Annotated in this window: 15 protein-coding genes; 5 read left to right on the plus strand and 10 right to left on the minus strand. The window is 67.3% G+C overall.

What is annotated here, in order from left to right; all coding sequences use genetic code 11:
* Positions 1 to 213 precede the first annotated feature (213 nt).
* The 3 genes from ACVWZ7_RS00995 to ribA all read right to left on the minus strand — a co-directional run bounded on the left by ACVWZ7_RS00995 (position 214) and on the right by ribA (position 4,055).
* Entirely contained in the window at positions 214 to 1,071 is an 858-nt protein-coding gene (locus ACVWZ7_RS00995) for an SDR family oxidoreductase (protein WP_456506619.1), read from the minus strand.
* Between the two features lie 192 nt (positions 1,072 to 1,263).
* Positions 1,264 to 2,061 carry a dioxygenase family protein gene (locus ACVWZ7_RS01000; protein WP_456506620.1) on the minus strand — a complete coding sequence of 266 codons (798 nt, stop codon included), beginning with the start codon at positions 2,059 to 2,061 and terminating at the stop codon, positions 1,264 to 1,266.
* Between the two features lie 86 nt (positions 2,062 to 2,147).
* The gene (gene ribA, locus ACVWZ7_RS01005; RefSeq protein ID WP_456506621.1) at positions 2,148 to 4,055 is read right to left on the minus strand and encodes a GTP cyclohydrolase II RibA; all 1,908 of its coding nucleotides are present in this window, start codon (positions 4,053 to 4,055) and stop codon (positions 2,148 to 2,150) included.
* Between the two features lie 229 nt (positions 4,056 to 4,284).
* Here ribA and ACVWZ7_RS01010 point away from each other — a divergent pair, with 229 nt between their 5' ends.
* The gene (locus ACVWZ7_RS01010) at positions 4,285 to 4,623 is read left to right on the plus strand and encodes a YnfA family protein (RefSeq protein ID WP_456506622.1); all 339 of its coding nucleotides are present in this window, start codon (positions 4,285 to 4,287) and stop codon (positions 4,621 to 4,623) included.
* Positions 4,624 to 4,653: 30 nt separating this feature from the next.
* On the opposite strand, the gene ACVWZ7_RS01015 is transcribed toward ACVWZ7_RS01010, so the two are convergent.
* Positions 4,654 to 6,069, minus strand: coding sequence for an aminotransferase-like domain-containing protein (locus ACVWZ7_RS01015; protein ID WP_456506623.1), 1,416 nt, complete (start codon positions 6,067 to 6,069; stop codon positions 4,654 to 4,656).
* Between ACVWZ7_RS01015 and ACVWZ7_RS01020 the strand changes: the two genes are divergently transcribed.
* Together ACVWZ7_RS01020 and ACVWZ7_RS01025 are read left to right on the plus strand one after the other, a co-directional pair.
* Positions 6,068 to 7,108 carry a DMT family transporter gene (locus tag ACVWZ7_RS01020; protein ID WP_456506624.1) on the plus strand — a complete coding sequence of 347 codons (1,041 nt, stop codon included), beginning with the start codon at positions 6,068 to 6,070 and terminating at the stop codon, positions 7,106 to 7,108. The two genes, ACVWZ7_RS01015 and ACVWZ7_RS01020, sit on opposite strands and share 2 nt — an antisense overlap.
* A gap of 69 nt (positions 7,109 to 7,177) precedes the next feature.
* Entirely contained in the window at positions 7,178 to 7,843 is a 666-nt protein-coding gene (locus ACVWZ7_RS01025) for an FMN-binding negative transcriptional regulator (RefSeq protein ID WP_456506625.1), read from the plus strand.
* A gap of 39 nt (positions 7,844 to 7,882) precedes the next feature.
* Here the strand turns inward: ACVWZ7_RS01025 and ACVWZ7_RS01030 are convergent, their stop codons facing one another.
* A complete protein-coding gene (locus ACVWZ7_RS01030; protein ID WP_133247480.1) occupies positions 7,883 to 8,254 on the minus strand; it encodes a VOC family protein in 372 nt (123 codons plus the stop codon).
* Positions 8,255 to 8,826: 572 nt separating this feature from the next.
* Here ACVWZ7_RS01030 and ACVWZ7_RS01035 point away from each other — a divergent pair.
* Positions 8,827 to 9,111, plus strand: coding sequence for a hypothetical protein (locus tag ACVWZ7_RS01035; RefSeq protein WP_456506626.1), 285 nt, complete (start codon positions 8,827 to 8,829; stop codon positions 9,109 to 9,111).
* A 28-nt stretch (positions 9,112 to 9,139) separates the two neighbouring features.
* Here the strand turns inward: ACVWZ7_RS01035 and ACVWZ7_RS01040 are convergent, their stop codons facing one another.
* The 5 genes from ACVWZ7_RS01040 to ACVWZ7_RS01060 form a co-directional block, all read right to left on the minus strand.
* Positions 9,140 to 9,805: a GAP family protein gene (locus ACVWZ7_RS01040; protein WP_456506627.1), complete on the minus strand. Its 666-nt coding sequence runs from the start codon at positions 9,803 to 9,805 to the stop codon at positions 9,140 to 9,142.
* A 49-nt stretch (positions 9,806 to 9,854) separates the two neighbouring features.
* Positions 9,855 to 10,904: a leucyl aminopeptidase family protein gene (locus ACVWZ7_RS01045; protein ID WP_456506628.1), complete on the minus strand. Its 1,050-nt coding sequence runs from the start codon at positions 10,902 to 10,904 to the stop codon at positions 9,855 to 9,857.
* Between the two features lie 76 nt (positions 10,905 to 10,980).
* The gene (locus ACVWZ7_RS01050) at positions 10,981 to 12,783 is read right to left on the minus strand and encodes an SLC13 family permease (protein WP_456506629.1); all 1,803 of its coding nucleotides are present in this window, start codon (positions 12,781 to 12,783) and stop codon (positions 10,981 to 10,983) included.
* A 145-nt stretch (positions 12,784 to 12,928) separates the two neighbouring features.
* Entirely contained in the window at positions 12,929 to 14,131 is a 1,203-nt protein-coding gene (locus ACVWZ7_RS01055; protein WP_456506630.1) for an alanine racemase, read from the minus strand.
* Between the two features lie 123 nt (positions 14,132 to 14,254).
* Positions 14,255 to 15,121, minus strand: a complete 867-nt coding sequence (locus tag ACVWZ7_RS01060; RefSeq protein ID WP_456506631.1) for an MIP/aquaporin family protein — start codon at positions 15,119 to 15,121, stop codon at positions 14,255 to 14,257.
* A gap of 324 nt (positions 15,122 to 15,445) precedes the next feature.
* Between ACVWZ7_RS01060 and ACVWZ7_RS01065 the strand changes: the two genes are divergently transcribed.
* Complete coding sequence (locus ACVWZ7_RS01065; RefSeq protein ID WP_456506632.1) at positions 15,446 to 16,216, plus strand: potassium channel family protein; 771 nt, start codon at positions 15,446 to 15,448, stop codon at positions 16,214 to 16,216.
* The last annotated feature ends 55 nt before the right edge of the window (positions 16,217 to 16,271 follow it).

Here is a 16,271-nt window from a genome sequence, read left to right on the forward strand (position 1 = left end):
GTTGCGGCTGGTACTGGCCCGCCGGCACAGGCCGCCCGTTCCGCTCCAGGAAAAGGCCTTGGGCCAAGTCCCAAATCCGAATCCGTTTCCGGAACTTTGGGTCCCGGGCGGTCCTCCGCCGGCGATAACCCAACGCTATGTCCGGCCCGGCCGCGGGCCGTCACCCGGAACGGATGAAACCGTCGATGATGGCGCCCGGCGTGACCGCAGCCCCTAGCTTGCGGTGGCGGACGTCAGCGCCTCCAGCAGCGGCGTCGTGGGCCGTCCGATCAGCCCGGAGAGCTCGCCCGTGACGGTGGCCAGAAGACCAGCTTTGGTGTCCGTGTCCAGGGCGGCGAGGAATCCTGCGGTCCCTTGGTCGAGCCCGGCAGCAGTCAGGACCTGGATCAGCTCGGGAGCGGACACGGGCTGGTACACGACGTCCCGTCCGGCGATCCCGGCGATCGCCGTCGCCAGTTCCTTGAAGTCCCACGCGTAATCGCCGGAGAGCTCGTAGGTGCGGCCCTCGTGCCCGGCAGAGGTGAGCACCGCCGCGGCGGCGGCCGCATAGTCCGCCCGTGCGGCGCTGGCCACCCTGCCGTCACCGGCAGCGGCGACGACGGCGCCCGTCTGCCGGGCCGTGGCCACGGTCTGGGCGTAGTTTTCGGAATACCAGCCGTTGCGCAGGAGCGTGAACCCGAGTCCCGACGCGCGGATGAGTTCCTCGGTTGCCTTGTGCTCGGGCGCCAGGATCAGCTCTGTGGTGTCCGCGGCCAGGACGGACGTATAGGCGATGAAACGGACACCTGCCGCTTTGGCCGCGCTGACCACGTTGGCGTGCTGTGCCACCCGTGAGCCTACCTCGCTGCCGGAGACCAGCAGGAGCTTCTCAACGCCGGCGAGAGCGGCCTCGAGCGCGGCAGGATCGGAATAGTCCGCCACGCGCACCTGGACGCCCCGGGACCCCAGATCACCAGCTTTCGCGGCGTCGCGGACCACCGCAACGAGGGAACCCGGCTCCTGGGTGCTGAGCAGGTCCTCGAGGACCAATCGGCCCAGCTGTCCTGTGGCACCCGTTACTGCAATCGTCATGTTGCGCTCCTGGAATCTGAGGTGAAGTTCATGTCAAGTCGTTGCCGTGCCGGCGAACCGGCACCGAGGATCACAACCGGTGCCCGGCGCCGGGCATTCCGGTGTTACGTTGTGCGACGCCCTCCATCGTTCGGCTGTCCGCGCGCCGGCGCAGGCGCCGGCCCGCGTCTCGTACCGTGTTGTACCAGACGCCTATGTCAGGGTCCACGACCGCTTGGACAGCCCAAACCAGAACCCGTCGATCGCCGTCTTCGCCTGGATTTCTCCCGAGCCGTATGCGGCCCCGAGGGCAACGTAGAGCGGAGCCCAGTGCTCGCTCCGGGGGTGCGCCTCGCGGGCGGCCGGCGCCTTGTTCAGGAAATCGAGGATGGAGTCGACGTCGCCGCGGGCCATGGCTTCCTCGGCCCAGTGGTCGAATTCGCTGGATGCTGCCGGCGGGGCGGTGTCCGGCCCGCCGGCGGGATTGAACCAGCGCAGGTTGTGCGTGGTGAAACCGGATCCGACGATCAGCGTGCCCCGGTCACGCAGAGGCCCAAGCGACATGCCGAGTTCGAACAGTCCCTGCGGATCCAGCGTCGGCATGGACATCTGCACCACCGGCACGTCTGCTGCGGGGTACATCTCCTTCAGCGGAACGTAGGCGCCGTGGTCCAGGCCGCGGCTTTCATCGCGCTCCACGTGGTGGCCGTGGGCGGCCACGAGCTTCTCCACTTCGGCTGCCAGCTCAGGTGCCTGCGGGGCGTCATACGCCACATCGTAGTACTTCTGGGGGAAGCCCCAGAAGTCGTAGACCAGGCCAGGATCGCGCCCGGTGGCGCTGAGCGTCACCGGCGCATTCTCCCAGTGCGCAGAGACCATGAGAATGTCCTTGGGCTTGCCGAAGGTGCCGGGCCAGTCGTTGAGTTGGCGGGTCCATGTGGAGTCGTCGGCCAGAGGTGGCGCACCGTGGCTGAGGAAGAGAACCGGAGGGCGGTCAGTGGTCTGAGTCATGGCATCATCGTACCCTGTTTTTATTGAAGCTTCAAGCTTCTTGCGGCCCCCGGGCCGGCGCCCTGCGGGCTCCCGGCGGGTTCCGGTCAGAACGTGGGCACGGTGAACCCGAGGCCCAGGAGGCCGCGGCCGGCCTGCTCGAGCACCGGATCCCTGGTGAGCGCCGCGTGGTTCAGCAGGACGTTGACGTCGCGCTGGATCCGCTGGAGCGGGTGCGATAGCCGGTGAACACTCCCGCCGGACCCCGTCATGACCAGGCGGACCGCTTCGGCCGAGGCCTCACCGCTCAGCGCGAGGGACAGCCGGTAGTCAGCGCGCTCCCGGTCAGTCATTGTTGAGGGCCTGCGCGCATGGGAGGCCGAGACCACCCGGACAGCTTCCTGCCAATGCAGCCGTGCCGCGGCAACCAGGCCGTAAGCCTGCGCATAGCGGACCTGCGCGAGCGGCGAGTCGGCCTGCCGCGTCTCCACGGTGTGCTTGACCTTGCGCACCATCAACAGCTCCCGGAACAGTTCGACCGCGTACTCGGCTGACCCCAAGGCGGCGGCAGGGGCCACCATATTCAGCAGCGCGCCCATGGGTGTGTGGACCAGCGGATCCTGATGGAGTTCGCTGCCCGGATTGGCCTCGGCTGCCAGGAGTTCCCAGTCCAGCGCCCGATGCTCCGGGACGAACAGGTCCCGGGCCAGGATGTCGTTGCTCCCGGTTCCCCTCAGGCCGGCCGTGTGCCACACATCGAGAACCTCGACGTCGGCCAGGGGCACCAGGCATTGCAGGCGCACCCCGCCGTGCTGCGCCGCGAGGAGCGCCCACGCGGAGTGCATCACCCCGGAGGCGAAGGTCCACCGGCCCGAGATGGAGTAGCCTCCCGGTACCTTCTCCGCCACCCCGGCCGGTGCGCCGGTGGCGGCTGCCAACGGTACCGGACCGTTCGCGAAGACTTCGTCCTGCGCTTCCCGGGGCCAGCGTGCGAGCATCCAGACATGCTCGACCAGGTGGCCCACGCTCCATGCCGTGGAGGCGCACCCCCTCGCAAGCCGGCGCACGACCTCGACGTAGGTCTCCAGTCCCATGCCGAATCCCCCGGCAGCCTTGGGGGACAGCACGTGGAAGATTTCAGCTGACCCGAGTTCCGCCATGGTGGAGTCGGGTACACGGCGAAGCTGCTCTGTTTCGGCGGCCCGCTCGCGCAGGCCGGGAATGAGTCCCTGAGCGCGGGCCAGCATCTCATCGTGGGTGGGGACGACGACGGGCACCGCGGCAGCGGGCCGGGCGGCAGTCCCGGCGAGGATGCCGCTGCGCGGCTCATCACGGCCGGGGCCGGGCGGGAGCCGGAGCGTGTGGGAGGTGTGGTCGCGCTTGGCGGTCAGGTACCGGAGGTTGGCCGGGGACACGTGGACGCCCGTGGCGATCTGCGCGGAAACGTCGACGCCGAGGGCGCCCAGCTGGGCCGCCTTGTCCGGGTTGTTGCTGAGCAGGCGCACCGTCCCGGCGCCCAGGGCGCCGAGCATCTGCGCCGCAGCCGTGTAGTCCCGCTCGTCCTCGCCGTGCCCTAGGGCGAGGTTGGCCTCGTAGGTGTCCAGGCCGCCGTCCTGCAGGGCATAGGCATCGAGCTTGGAATACAGGCCGATGCCGCGGCCTTCCTGACGGAGGTAGAGCAGGAACCCGCCGGCGGCTGCGATCCGCTCCACAGCCTCCCGCAACTGCGGACCGCAGTCACACCGCTGGCTCCCGAACACATCCCCGGTGAGGCATTCACTGTGCAGCCGCACCAGGGGTCCCGAGCCCCCGCGCGCCGCTTCCAGCAGCGCCTGCTCCCAGTCGCCCAGGGCGAGGAGCAGGTGCTCCTTTCCGTCGGTGAGTCCGCTGAAGGTCAGCACCTCGGCGTCGGCGGTGAACCCGTCCGCGAACCGCAGCGGCACGGAAACCCGGCTGCGCACGGCGGCCGCTGGAGCGGGTGCAGCGTGTTCGATGGTCTCTGACACAAGGGTCATCTCAGGTCCTCAGGCATTCGGCAGGAAGGTGCAGACGTTGCGCCGGAGCGGGACCGACCGGCCATACGACATTGCGGTCCGCGGCATTCCCGGCAGAACTTTACTTGAAACTTAAAGTTATAGGGAGGCGCGGCCGGCGATGCAAGCCATGACCCCGTGTGACGGGTCCGGCGGAAGCCTCGGCGCGTGCCCGCACGGATGACGCGGCGGCGGGTGCCATCATGATGGCGTGACTATCGCAAGAACCATCGTGCTCTTCATCCTGGCCGCGGCAGCCGAAATCGGCGGGGCGTGGCTCGTCTGGCAGTCCGTCCGCGAAGGCCGGGACTGGTGGTGGGCCGGTCTGGGTGTCGTGGCGCTGGGCATCTACGGCTTCGTGGCCACGCTGCAGCCCGACGCGCACTTCGGGCGCATCCTCGCGGCGTACGGCGGCGTGTTCGTGGCAGGCTCCCTGGCCTGGGGCATGATCGTCGACGGGTTCCGGCCGGACCGGTGGGACATCCTGGGTTCGGCGGTCTGCCTGCTCGGGGTCGCCGTCATCATGTTCGCGCCCCGCGACGCGGGCTAACGCGGACCGCCGCTCCTCCGCCGGCCCGCCCTACCGGCCGGTTGTGTGCTCGAGTACCTGGCCGAGGATGCGCGTGCCTTCCCGGAAGGCGCCCGGATTGGGGCCGGCGTAGTTGAGCCGGATGAACGGTCCGGCCGGTTCGGCCGGGAACCACTCGGTCCCGGCGGCGATGATGACCCCGGCGGCCTCGCAGTCACGGACGAGCTGATCGACGTCGGTCCCGTCGGGCAGGCGGGCCCACAGGTTCAGCCCGCCCTTGGGCACGTGCTCAACGTGGGCCAGCGGGGCATGCTCCCGCAGGCTGCCGAGCAGCAGATCCCGGCGGTCCTGGAGCTGGTGGCGTAGGCCGCGCAGGTGGGTCTGCCACGCCGGGTGCGTCACGACGTCGAGGGCGGCCGCCTGGAGCACGCCGCTGACGTACATCGATTCGGCACCCCGGTCGGCCAGAATGCGGTCGCGCGCGGGTCCGCGGGCGATCACCGCAGCGACGCGGATGCCCGGGGACACGCTCTTGGTCAGCGAGCGCAGGTAGACGACATGGCCGGAATCGTCCCGGGCGGCCAGGGGTGAGGCATCGGTGGTGATGCCGAAATCATGTGCCCAGTCGTCCTCGACGAGGAACGCGCCGTGGGCGCGCACTGCCTCCAGCACCTGCTCACCCACGCGCGTGGCCCATTGCGCACCGGTGGGATTGGCATAGTTCGGCTGCGCATAGAACAGCCGTGCACCGGTCTCGGCAAAGGCGCGGGCCAACTCCTCCGGGTCGGGGCCGTCGGGACCGCTCGGCACGGGAACAACCCGGACGCCGGCCTGCGTTGCGGCCAGGATGGCTCCCCAGTACGTCGGGGATTCCACCAGCAGCGGCTGTCCCCTGCCGACCAGCGCCCGGAACACGGAACTGAGCCCGCTCTGGCTGCCGGGGAGCACGATCACATCGCTGGCCGTTGGCGGCGTGACACCGGCCGGCGTTGAGGCCCGGAGTTCGTGTGCGAACCAGGACTGCAGTTCGGGCAGGCCCGCGGCGGGCGGGCGGGACAAGGCGGCGTCTCCCCGGGCTGCCCGGGTCAGGGCCGCCCGCACCAGTCGCTCGGGCAGGAGTTCACGGTCCGGGTCGCCGGAGTGGAAGGCGATGACATCGTTCGGCGCGCTGCGCATCGCTGTGGAGACGGGGCGGAGCGGAGCCTGGGGTGAGCCCAGTGCGGCTGTCTGCCAGCCGTAGTCCGCAGGCCGGGCCGTCCGGACGGCCCGCACGAAGGTTCCGACGCCCGGGCGGCTCTCTATCAGCCCCTGTGCGGCAAGCGTGCGGAGCACCTTCTGCACGGTGACCGGGCTGGCCTGGTACTCGGCGACCAGGGACCGCGTCGAGGGCAGCCTGGCGCCGGGCGCGGCACCGGCAATCCACTCCCGGAGGCGTGCCGTGATTCTTGAGGTGCTATCGTTGGACATGAGAGATAAGAGTAGCGCTACTGCACTATTTGAACAACCGTTATCGTCCCGGCCGGCCACAGGACTGTGGTGGGGATTGCTCGGCGTCGCCGCCTTCTCCTTCACAGTTCCGTTCACCCGCGTGGCCGTAGCGGGGCTGTCGCCGTTGTTCATCGGATCGGGGCGGGCCGTCGTCGCGGCCGTTCTCGCCGGGTGCGCCCTCGCGTTGACCCGCCAGCGGGCGCCCCGCGGTTTCCAGTGGGCGCGCGTTGCCGTGGTCGCCGGCGGCGTGGTTGCGGGCTTCCCGCTGCTGACCTCCTTCGCCCTCACCTCGGTTCCCGCCAGCCACGGCGCGGTCGTTATCGCGCTACTCCCCGCGGCGACCGCAACGATGGCAGTGCTTCGCGGCCACGAACGCCCGCCCGTCATCTTCTGGGTCATCACCGGCGTCGGGGCGGTTGCGGCCATCGTCTTCGCCTCCGCTCAATCCGGCGGCATCGGGCAGCTGCATCTGGCGGACCTGCTTCTTTTTGGCGCCGTGGCGTGCGCGGCAATCGGCTACGCCGAAGGCGGCAAGCTGGCCCGCGAACTCGGGGCCTGGCAGACAGTGTCCTGGGCGCTCGTGCTCGCCTCTCCGCTCATGGTGTGCCTGGCGGCGCTCTCCATCGCCGGGCAACCACCCGCCGGCACCCCCGCGCAGTGGGCGGCCTTCGCCTACCTTGGGATCGTGAGCATGTTCCTTGGCTTCTTCGCCTGGTACCACGGCCTGGCCATCGGCCCCATGGCGCAGGTCAGCCAGATCCAATTGGTCCAGCCGGTGTTGAGCATTTGCTGGGCCGGGATCATACTGGGCGAGAACCTGAGCTGGACCACCATCATCGGCGGCGCCGCGGTGATACTTTGCGCCGGCTTGGCAGTCCGTTCCCGGCCCGGTACCCCGAGGGTGAAAGGGAGTACCAGTATGCATGCGACAACAGGTGCGCCGGCTTCGGCAACAGCAACCGCGACGGCGGCACGAAGACAGGCCCCTGACCGGCAGCCGTCTCCCCCGGCCCCTTGAGCGCACCCCGCATGCCCCGCCCCGCGTCCGATCCCCGACCCCAGGCCCCCGATCCGAAGGGAAACCCCCGTGTACATCCCCGCACATTTTGCCGCCAGCTCCGATTCAGTCCAGCACCTGCTCACCCGGGCGGCCGCGGCCAACCTGATCACTTCCACGGCGAACGGCATGCTCGCCACGCTTTTGCCCTTTGTCTATGACCCGGCGGCCGGTGAGCATGGTGCGCTGCACGGACACCTCGCCCGGAACAACACCCAATGGTCCGAACCCGCCCTCGGCGAATCGCTCGTCATCATCCAGGGGGCGGACGCCTACATCTCACCGTCGTGGTACGCGTCCAAGGCAGAGCACGGGCGCGTCGTTCCCACGTGGAACTACTCCACGGCCCACGTCTACGGCACCCTGGTCATCCACGATGATCCGGCCTGGCTTGCCCGCCACGTCAGGCGGCTGAGCGACCACAACGAAGCCCGCTCAGAGCGGCCCTGGACCGTGGATGACGCGCCCGAGCGCTATATTGCCGGGCAGCTGCGCGCGATCGTCGGCGTCGAGCTGCTCATCACCCGGATCCAGGCGAAGCACAAGCTCAGCCAGAACCGGCCCGACGCCGATATTGACGGCGTCATCGCGGGGCTGCGGGCACGCGGTGACATGCAAAGCGCCGCGGACGTCGCAGCGGCCCGCGAGGCCCGCGATCAGGCCCGGTGCCCGCATTCGGATGGATCCCCGGCCTGATCCGGGACCGGGCGGGAGGTGCTGCCTGCCGCCCTGGTTCTACCCCTGGCGAAGCCCGAGGGTGTTGCCGTCAGGATCATGGAACCACGCAGCCCTCGCGGGGCCGAGCTGGGCGATGTGGCCCGTCGTCACCAGGGGGCCTTCGGTGTAGTCCAGGAATTCCACGCCCTTCGCGCTCAGGTCCTGGACCAAGGCCTCGATATCTTGCACCTCGAAATGGGCCAGGGTGTGCTCCGTCGTGACGGGCGGGCGCTTGAAGATCGAGATCTCGCTGGCGGCTCCGCAACGGAACCGGACTCCGGCAGGGGTCTCCCACAAGAATGTCAGGCCGAGGATATCGCCGTAGAACGACTTGGCCCTCTCCAGGTCCGTGACCGGAATCGTGGCTACAACCATCGTGGCAGTGATCATCAGAACCTCCTCGTCGGACCCGTCCAATCGGCGCGACCGTTCTGTCACGCCGCGCGCCTGAAGCGGCGAATGGGTCCTGGTGCTTATCTACGGATCGTCCCACCGTTCACGGGCGACGGGACAGGGCCTTCGTACCCGCTGCACCCGGGCGGCGCCGTCGTGGATGCGTCTGCCTACCCTGCGAAACCGGCCCCGTGTCTTCCACGCACCGTTTTCGCCATGTTTTCGGACGGCCGCCATGCAACATGTCCGGCGCTGCCCGGATCCGCGTAGCGACGGACCTTTTCGTCGTCATGTGTCCGTTTCCGTAGCGGATCCGCCAGCGACGGCGCGTGAGCGGCCCTGTCTACACAGCTCACGCCTTCCGTGTCGCCTGCCGGCGCCCTCCCCGGATCCTGCCTGCCGGGCGCCCGGCAAGTATTTCTCCCTTGTGCATCCAGGCCGCCTGGTCCTTACTGGTGGGAGGGGAACAGGCCAGCGCTCACCAGGACCGCCAATCATGAAGGTGCGTCTCCCTGTTAAAGGGCGTGAGCGGCAGGCACTCCGACTCTCACGTATCTAGGAGGATGGACATGTTCGCTCGCGTCAGCACCTATCAGCCAGGCCCTGACAGCTCGGGGGCACCCACAGAGGACACCGTCAACCGGGTGCTGGCATTGCCGGGGTGCCTTGGCATCTATTACCTGTTGGGGAAGGACAACAAGTCGCTGTCTATCACGCTCTGGGCGGACGAGGAAGCCCTCGCCGGCAGCGCGGAAGCTGCGGCTAGAATCCGTTCGGAGACCAGCGCCGAGCAACACATGCAGATCCTTGGCGTCGAGGAATTTGACGTGCTCACACGGCACCTCAAGGATTGACCGGCGGTGCGGGCAGCTGCGGGACCGCCTAAAAGCCCGCGAGGCCTTTGCCGATCATCACGACGCCAATAATGGCGAGCACAGCCGCGATGATGATGTTGTAGTAGCGAACCAGCCATGTCCGGACCGGTTCCAGCACTCCGCGCACGCGGGCACCGAGGAAAAGATACGCCACCACCGGGACCACGACGGTGATCGTGGCGATCGCCGTGTAGATGAGCACGGCTGCGGCAAGCACGCCGGGCGGGAGCGTGGAGCTTCCGATCACGACACCGGCCGCGAGGCCGAAGATCAGTTCCTTCGGATTGATCACGGTCACCAGGAAGCCGGTCCTCAGAGCCTTCGCGGGCGGCATGTCGTCCAAGGCTTGCATCCACCCGGGGGTCTTCGGTTCGGCGGACCCCCGGGGCCGTGAGCGGACCTTGGTCAGGGCCAGGAAGACCAGCGCCACCCCGAACACGAGGCGGATGACGGCGCCGATTCGTGACCCGCCGGATCCTTGTGTGACGAGTTCGGACAGGGCGGCCACTGCAATCACCGTCGCGAGGACCCCGAGCACCCGGCCCACGGCAAAGCCGATGCTCCTGCCCCGACCGTTCGGGGACAGGACCATCAGGAGCACCGCGATCAGCGGGAGCGGACTGGCCGCAAGGCCGATGGCTTGCGGCATCAGCTCCGCGACCAGCTCAAGCACACTTCTCCGTCGGGCCATGGCGGGCGCGGAACACGGTAACCGTCTCCCGCTACTCGGCTGAAGGTTGAGCTGAAGCCGCAGCAGACGCGGCCCGAACCGGAGTAAAGCTGCGGGCGAGCTCGATCAGGGTGCGGGTGCCGAAGCCGGTGGCGCCTTTCGAACGCCACACGTCGTCGGTATCCGACTGCATAGTGCCCGCGATGTCCAAGTGGGCCCAGGGTGTGTCTCCCGCGAACTCGGCGAGGAAGAGCGCGGCGGTGGTGGCCCCTGCGTACTTTCCGCCGAGGTTGGAAATGTCCGCGATGTCCGAATCAAGCTGCTTGCGGTACTGGGGCTCCAGCGGCAGTTGCCAGACCTGCTCATCGGTGCGGGCGGCAGCATCCCGCAGCCTGTCCACCAGCAGTTGATCATTGCCGAAGAGCGCGGCAGTCAATTGCCCGAGCGCCATCAAGGAGGCTCCGGTGAGCGTGGCGATGTCGACGATGGCGTCCGCGCCCTCCTCCACGGCCAATGTCAGCGCGTCGCACATGACCAGTCTGCCCTCCGCGTCGGTGTTCTTGACCTCTATGGTGGTGCCGTTGCGGGCGGTGAGGACATCGCCGAGTTTGTAGGCCGAGCCGGACGGCATGTTGTCGGTGCACATCAGGAAGCCGGTGACCTTGGCGGAGGCCCCGAGCTCGCGCAGCGCGGTGAATGTCGCGAGCACGGCGGCGGCACCGCCCATGTCCATCTTCATAAGCAGGTGCATGGGGTCGCTGGGCTTCAGGCTTACCCCGCCGGAGTCATACATGATGCCCTTGCCGACCATTCCCAGGTGCCCGGTGGATTCGACGTCGGGCATGAAGGTGAGCTTGAGCATGCGCGGCTCCTGGGCGCTGCCGGCATTGACACCAAGCAGTCCGCCGCAGCTGAGGTCGATCAGCTGCTGTTTGTCGAACTCCTCCACTGCGAACCCGAACCGTGACCCCAGGTCCTTGGCAATCGCGCCGAGATCCGCCGCCGTGAGGTGGCTGGGCGGGGCGTTGCACAGATCGCGGGCGATGTTGGCGGCCCGCGCGGTGACGCGCCCTGCCGCCAGACCCCCGGCGGCCGCGGCCATGGAGATCCCGGGGGCCGGGCCCGCAGTTCCGGGACCCCTCCGGTTCCTGCCACGTCGTGGGGGATGTTGCCGTGTGTTAGAGAACATGGGCGGGCCAGAACACGGGGACCAACAGAATCGCGACTGCTGCATAGAGCGCCATGACCGCCAAACCAAACTTCCAGTAGTCGCCGAACCGGTATCCGGCGGGCTGCATGATCATCATGTTGGCCGGTGTGGATACGGGGGTCAAGAGTGCGGCCGACGAGGCGACCGCGACGCACATGAGGACCGTGATGGGGTTGATCGCAGCCTCGGCCGCAACTGACAACGAAATCGGAATGATGATCAACGCCGTGGCGGTATTGCTGATCAGCTGCCCGAGGACCGCCGTGACCACGAAAATGCCCGCCAGAAGCAACAGGGGGCCGGAACCTCCGATGACGGCGACCATGCCGTCGGCGATCATGCTCGCGGCACCTGTCTTGGTGATGGCTGAAGACAACGGAATCATGGCCCCCACAAGGATCAGGGTCTGCCACGCCATCGAACGGTGCGCCTGAGCGGGTGTGACCACTTTGAGCACCACCATGGCCATGGCGGCCAACAGCGCGGCAACGGGGGCCGGAACAATGCTGGTGGACAGCATGATGACCATCGCGGCCAGGACGATCAGGGCGGGAACGGCCCCCGGCCCCAAAGGGACAGTCTGTCGCCGGATCGCATCAGGAGAATCCACCAGCATCACATCGTGGTCCACCGTATGTTTGTCCAGCGCGGACCAGGCTCCCTGGAGCAGCATCATGTCACCTGCAGCGACAGTGGCGCGTTCCCGGGACAGCTGGTCCCCCGGACGCTGATGAGCAAGGACCACCAATGCACCGCTGGCAGTGATCATACCGGGGTACACGACGGTGCCAACCAGATTTGACCGGGGCGCGACCACCACTTCGGCCACGCCGTAAGATCGGCTGATCAGCCCGCACGTGGCGCCGTCGGTTTGTTCCAACGCATGCGCGGTGGCAAATTCGTTGATGAGCTGCTGATCACCGCGCACGATGATTTGGTCCCCGGCCGAAAGTTCGTCCGCGCGCACCGGTTTGCCGCTGGGGCGTTGCACGCTGATCAGGTGCAGCCCTGCGGGGTGCTCCGCGAGGGGGTCAGCCGTGGGGAGGCCGATGAGGGCCGAATCCGGCGGGATCCGGAGCCTGGTCAGCTGGTCATCGCCCAGATAGTGCTGCAGGAGCGTGTCCCCGTGGGAACTCAGGTCCTTAGGCAGCGCATCAGGGCTGCGATCCGGCAGCAGTTTGGGCCCGAGCCAGACGGCCAGCCCCATGGTACCCACGAGCAGGGGAAAGCCCACGAGCCCGAACTCAAAGAACCCGATGCCGTGTCCGGTTGATTCCATGGCGGCATTGAGGATCAGGATGTTGACCGGCGAACCGGTGAGCACCAGCAAGGACCCGGCATGGGCGGCGAAGGCCATCGGCATCAGTAGCTGCGCCGGGCGGCGGCCCAGCCGGACGGCAAGGACCACTACCATCGGCAGCAGCGCGGCGACCGCCCCGTTGACGCTAATGAACGCCGTCAACACGGCGGTGATGCCCATCATGAGCAGGACGAGCCGAACCCGGCTCGTGCCTGCGAACCGGACGAGCAGACCCCCGAGCCATGTGGTGATCCCCGCGGCGTCAATGGCTTCAGCCACCACGAACAGCGCAGCGATCAGCACAACCGTTGCGCTGCCGAAGCCGGAGAATGCTTCCTCCATGCTGATCACACCGGTTCCCAGCAGGGCCAGGGCCACACCGAGGGCAACAATCTCGACCGGCAACCGGTTCCAGACGAACGCCGCTACAGCGACGACAAGGACAAGAACGGTGATCGCAATGTCCGTCATGAGGGACACGCTAAACCAAAACCCCTATTCCAGATATACCCCCGCCTCGCGGCTCACCTCGGGCACAGGGGTTCCGCAACGGATCAACGCCCTCCCGTATCGAGGGCGCTTCCGTGCGTGAGCGCCGCAGCCAGGACCGCCGCAGTCAGGAGTGCGGCGCCAGCGAGGATCGGCGGAAGTCGGTGCTCCACACGTCGAGGCCCTGCCCGTCCCCGTCCGTGACGACGTATTCGGGCCAGCGATCAAACGCGGAGCAGGGATGGGATATCCCGAAATCCACGGTATCCGTGACCTCCAGACCGGTCACGCCGGTAAGGACTGCGTGGTGGTCGAAGAGATTTCGCACCGCTGCGGTTGCGCCGGTCTTCGTCGCACCGTCAGCCGTTCGGGCCGACAAAAAGCTCGGCAGTCCGGCGTCGTACGGAAGATCCCGTTTGCCCGCACCGACGACCGCGATCCCCTCTTCCGGGGTGGACAGGACGACGGCGCGAACCGAAAGCGCGGGAATGAGACCCGGCACGGGGCTGACGGCGGCGTACGTGCCGTGATCGTGGGTCACATAGCACCCCGATCGGAGAATAGTCCTGGTTCCGGGCACCTCGCCGAGGTCAGGAAGGAACGCGATGACGCGGTCCGGGAACGCGGAACCGCCCATGGAGTAGATGGGCGTGGCGGTCTCAAAGTACGTCGCGGCTTCCAGATAGGTGTCCCGTACCAGTTGGCAGTGCCGGTCAACCGCCGTGACCGTATCCTCGGCCCTGCTGTTGGGCACGACGCCTTCGTAGCCGGCGACGCCGACCAGCTTCAGGCCCGGGGTGGCACGGACCAGCCCGGCCAGGCGCAGGGCCTCGCCCACGCCGCGGACTCCGGTGCGTCCGCCGGGAGTTCCCACGTCGATCAGCACCTCAAGGGCGACCGTCGCGCCGTCGAACGCCGCCGCCGCTGCTTTGACCCCAGCCGCCGAGTCGACGAAACAACGGATTTCCCGGGCCGGATCCTCCTCCAGCCACGTTCGGACACGCAGTAGTCCGAAGGTGTCGACGATCTCGTTGGCGACGAGAACGCGGACATGTCCCCACTCCAGTGCCGAAGCGACCTGGTCCACGGTGGCGACAGTTACGCCGACCGCGCCGGCAGCCACCTGCCGTTCGATGATCGGTGCCGACATCGTTGTCTTGACATGCGGTGCCAGCTCCACACCCCTCTCGCGACACCACTCGGCCATGACCCGGATATTGCTGTCGAGGGCCTCGCTGTTGAGCCGCAGCTGCGGATACGCCGGGGCGGCGGCTCGTTTGGCCGAGAAGTCTCCATCGGCTCCGGCCGGACTCTTGATCGACTTGCTCACGCTGCTCCCCTGTCGTTCGCTCCAAAAAGCGGCTTTTCCCTCCGACAATCTACTGGAGCATCACGGGCAGTGCGTCATGGCAGGGCAAAACCGGGAGCGGAGGGAAAATGCCCCCACCGACCGTTAAGGTTTCTCCTCTTTGGCGGTCTCGGTGAAGAGGGCTCCCTGCGCGGCCCCGGAACCCGACTTCCCGCCGCCCGCGCCACGCAAAATGAAGGCGATACCGACGGCGGCCGCTGCGCCGGCCAGTGGCCCGGCGACGTACACCCAGTAGTCGGCGAAATTGCCGCTTGCGAGATCGGGCCCGAACGTTCGTGCCGGATTCATCGATGTGCCGGAAATGGGACTGCCCCACAGTCCGGCCACCGCGATGTACGCGCCCACTGCAAACGCCCCGAGCAATCCGATGTTCTGAGCCCCGGAGGCGGTTCCCAGAATGACGCTGACCAGCACCAACGTGAGCAGTGTCTCCATCCAGAACGCGGCGCCCGCCGAAGACTCCGCCGCCGGATAGTTCGAACCGTACGTGGCGGAGACACCGATCACGGCCTGCAGCAGCAGGCAGGCAAGCGTCGCGCCGATGAGCTGAACGACGATGTAGCCCGGCACCCGGCGCCACGGGAAGTCACCGCGGAGCGCGAACGCGAAGCTGACCGCAGGGTTCAGATGCGCGCCGGAGATTTTGCCCATGAACAGGATGATCCCCATCACCATCAGGCCGGGGGCCACCACGGCCGCCGTGCGGCTGATGACACCGGGGAAGGCCTGGCTCATCATTCCACCCCCGGCCGCGACAATGACGAGGAGAAATGTGCCGTAAAACTCCGAGAACAGCCGCCGCCATTCCTGGCGCGGATCATTAAAATCCTGGATTCGCAGCAGGATGTTCTGCTCGACAACTCCCAGCTCGCTGGCAAGGTTGTGATTGTGCGCCTCGTCTTGACGCGCGCCCGCGCGTCCGATTCCGTCTTTGCCCTGATTTTCCGCCATGGCGTGTCGCCTCCGCCGGTTATGGAATCGTGCCGTGCCAATCTGATTGCCAATCTGTTGGCACAGAGCGGAGCGGCACCTGAGAAGCCCAATGTACCGCTGCCGGAGCCGGTTGTCAGCGTTGCGCAGATGGCCCTCCAGGAGTTGTCGGCCGGCCAATGAAGCGAGATTCATCCGTCACGGGCCACGGCCGGTAAGGGTGCAGTCGGTTCGGGGAAAGGACGGGGCTGGCGCCCGCCACCACCCGAAAGGCGCGAACAGCCGAAAGAACAGGGGCGGCAATTTCGTAAGGACATCCGTTGAACAAAGTCCTACGATTCAGCCATGACGCTTCAGACGTGGCAGAAGTATTCCGAGTGGCCCCTCGTCGGTGCGGCCTTTCTTTTCCTGGCGGCCTACTCCATCCTGGTCATTGTCGAACCGCCGCCCCCCTACGCCACCCTTCTGACACTGGTCATCTGGTCAACGTGGGCTGCCTTCGGCGTCGATTACATTGTGAAATTGGTGCTGGCGCCCCACCGGGGCCGATGGTTCATCCGCCACCCTATGGACCTGCTCATGGTGGTGCTTCCGGTAGCGCGGCCATTGCGGCTGTTGCGGCCCTTCACCTTACGTAAAGTCATGGACCGGGCCCCGGGCACCGCCATCCGAACGCGCGTCATGGCCTATGTCATTGCCTCGGCCGTCCTTCTGATCTACACCGTTGCCCTGAGCGTCCTCAGTTTCGAAAAGGGCGCTCCGAACGCGAATATCACCACGATGGGCGACTCCCTGTGGTGGGCGGTGGTCACCATCACAACGATCGGTTATGGCGACTATTACCCCGTCACCGTTCCTGGCCGGTGGGCTGCGGCCGCACTGATGGTCGGCGGGTTTGCAGTCCTGAGCATGGTCACGGCAGCCGTGTCCTCCTGGCTGGTTGAAAGTGTGACCGCCGCAACCGCTTCACGGACGAAAGCCGACCAAGTCTCCGGCAACGACGAGCTTGCCCGCCTCACTGCCCAGGTCAATAGGCTCAATGACCAGCTGGCCCGGAGCCTGAATGAAACCAACAGTGACCAGGGCGACGGCAAACCACGCAGGGAACCAGGTTAATGGCCGCGAGCCAACGCCCCACCGGCCGTCCACATCACGACCGTCTCCCTGCCGT

Source organism: Arthrobacter sp. TE12232, assembly GCF_054062615.1.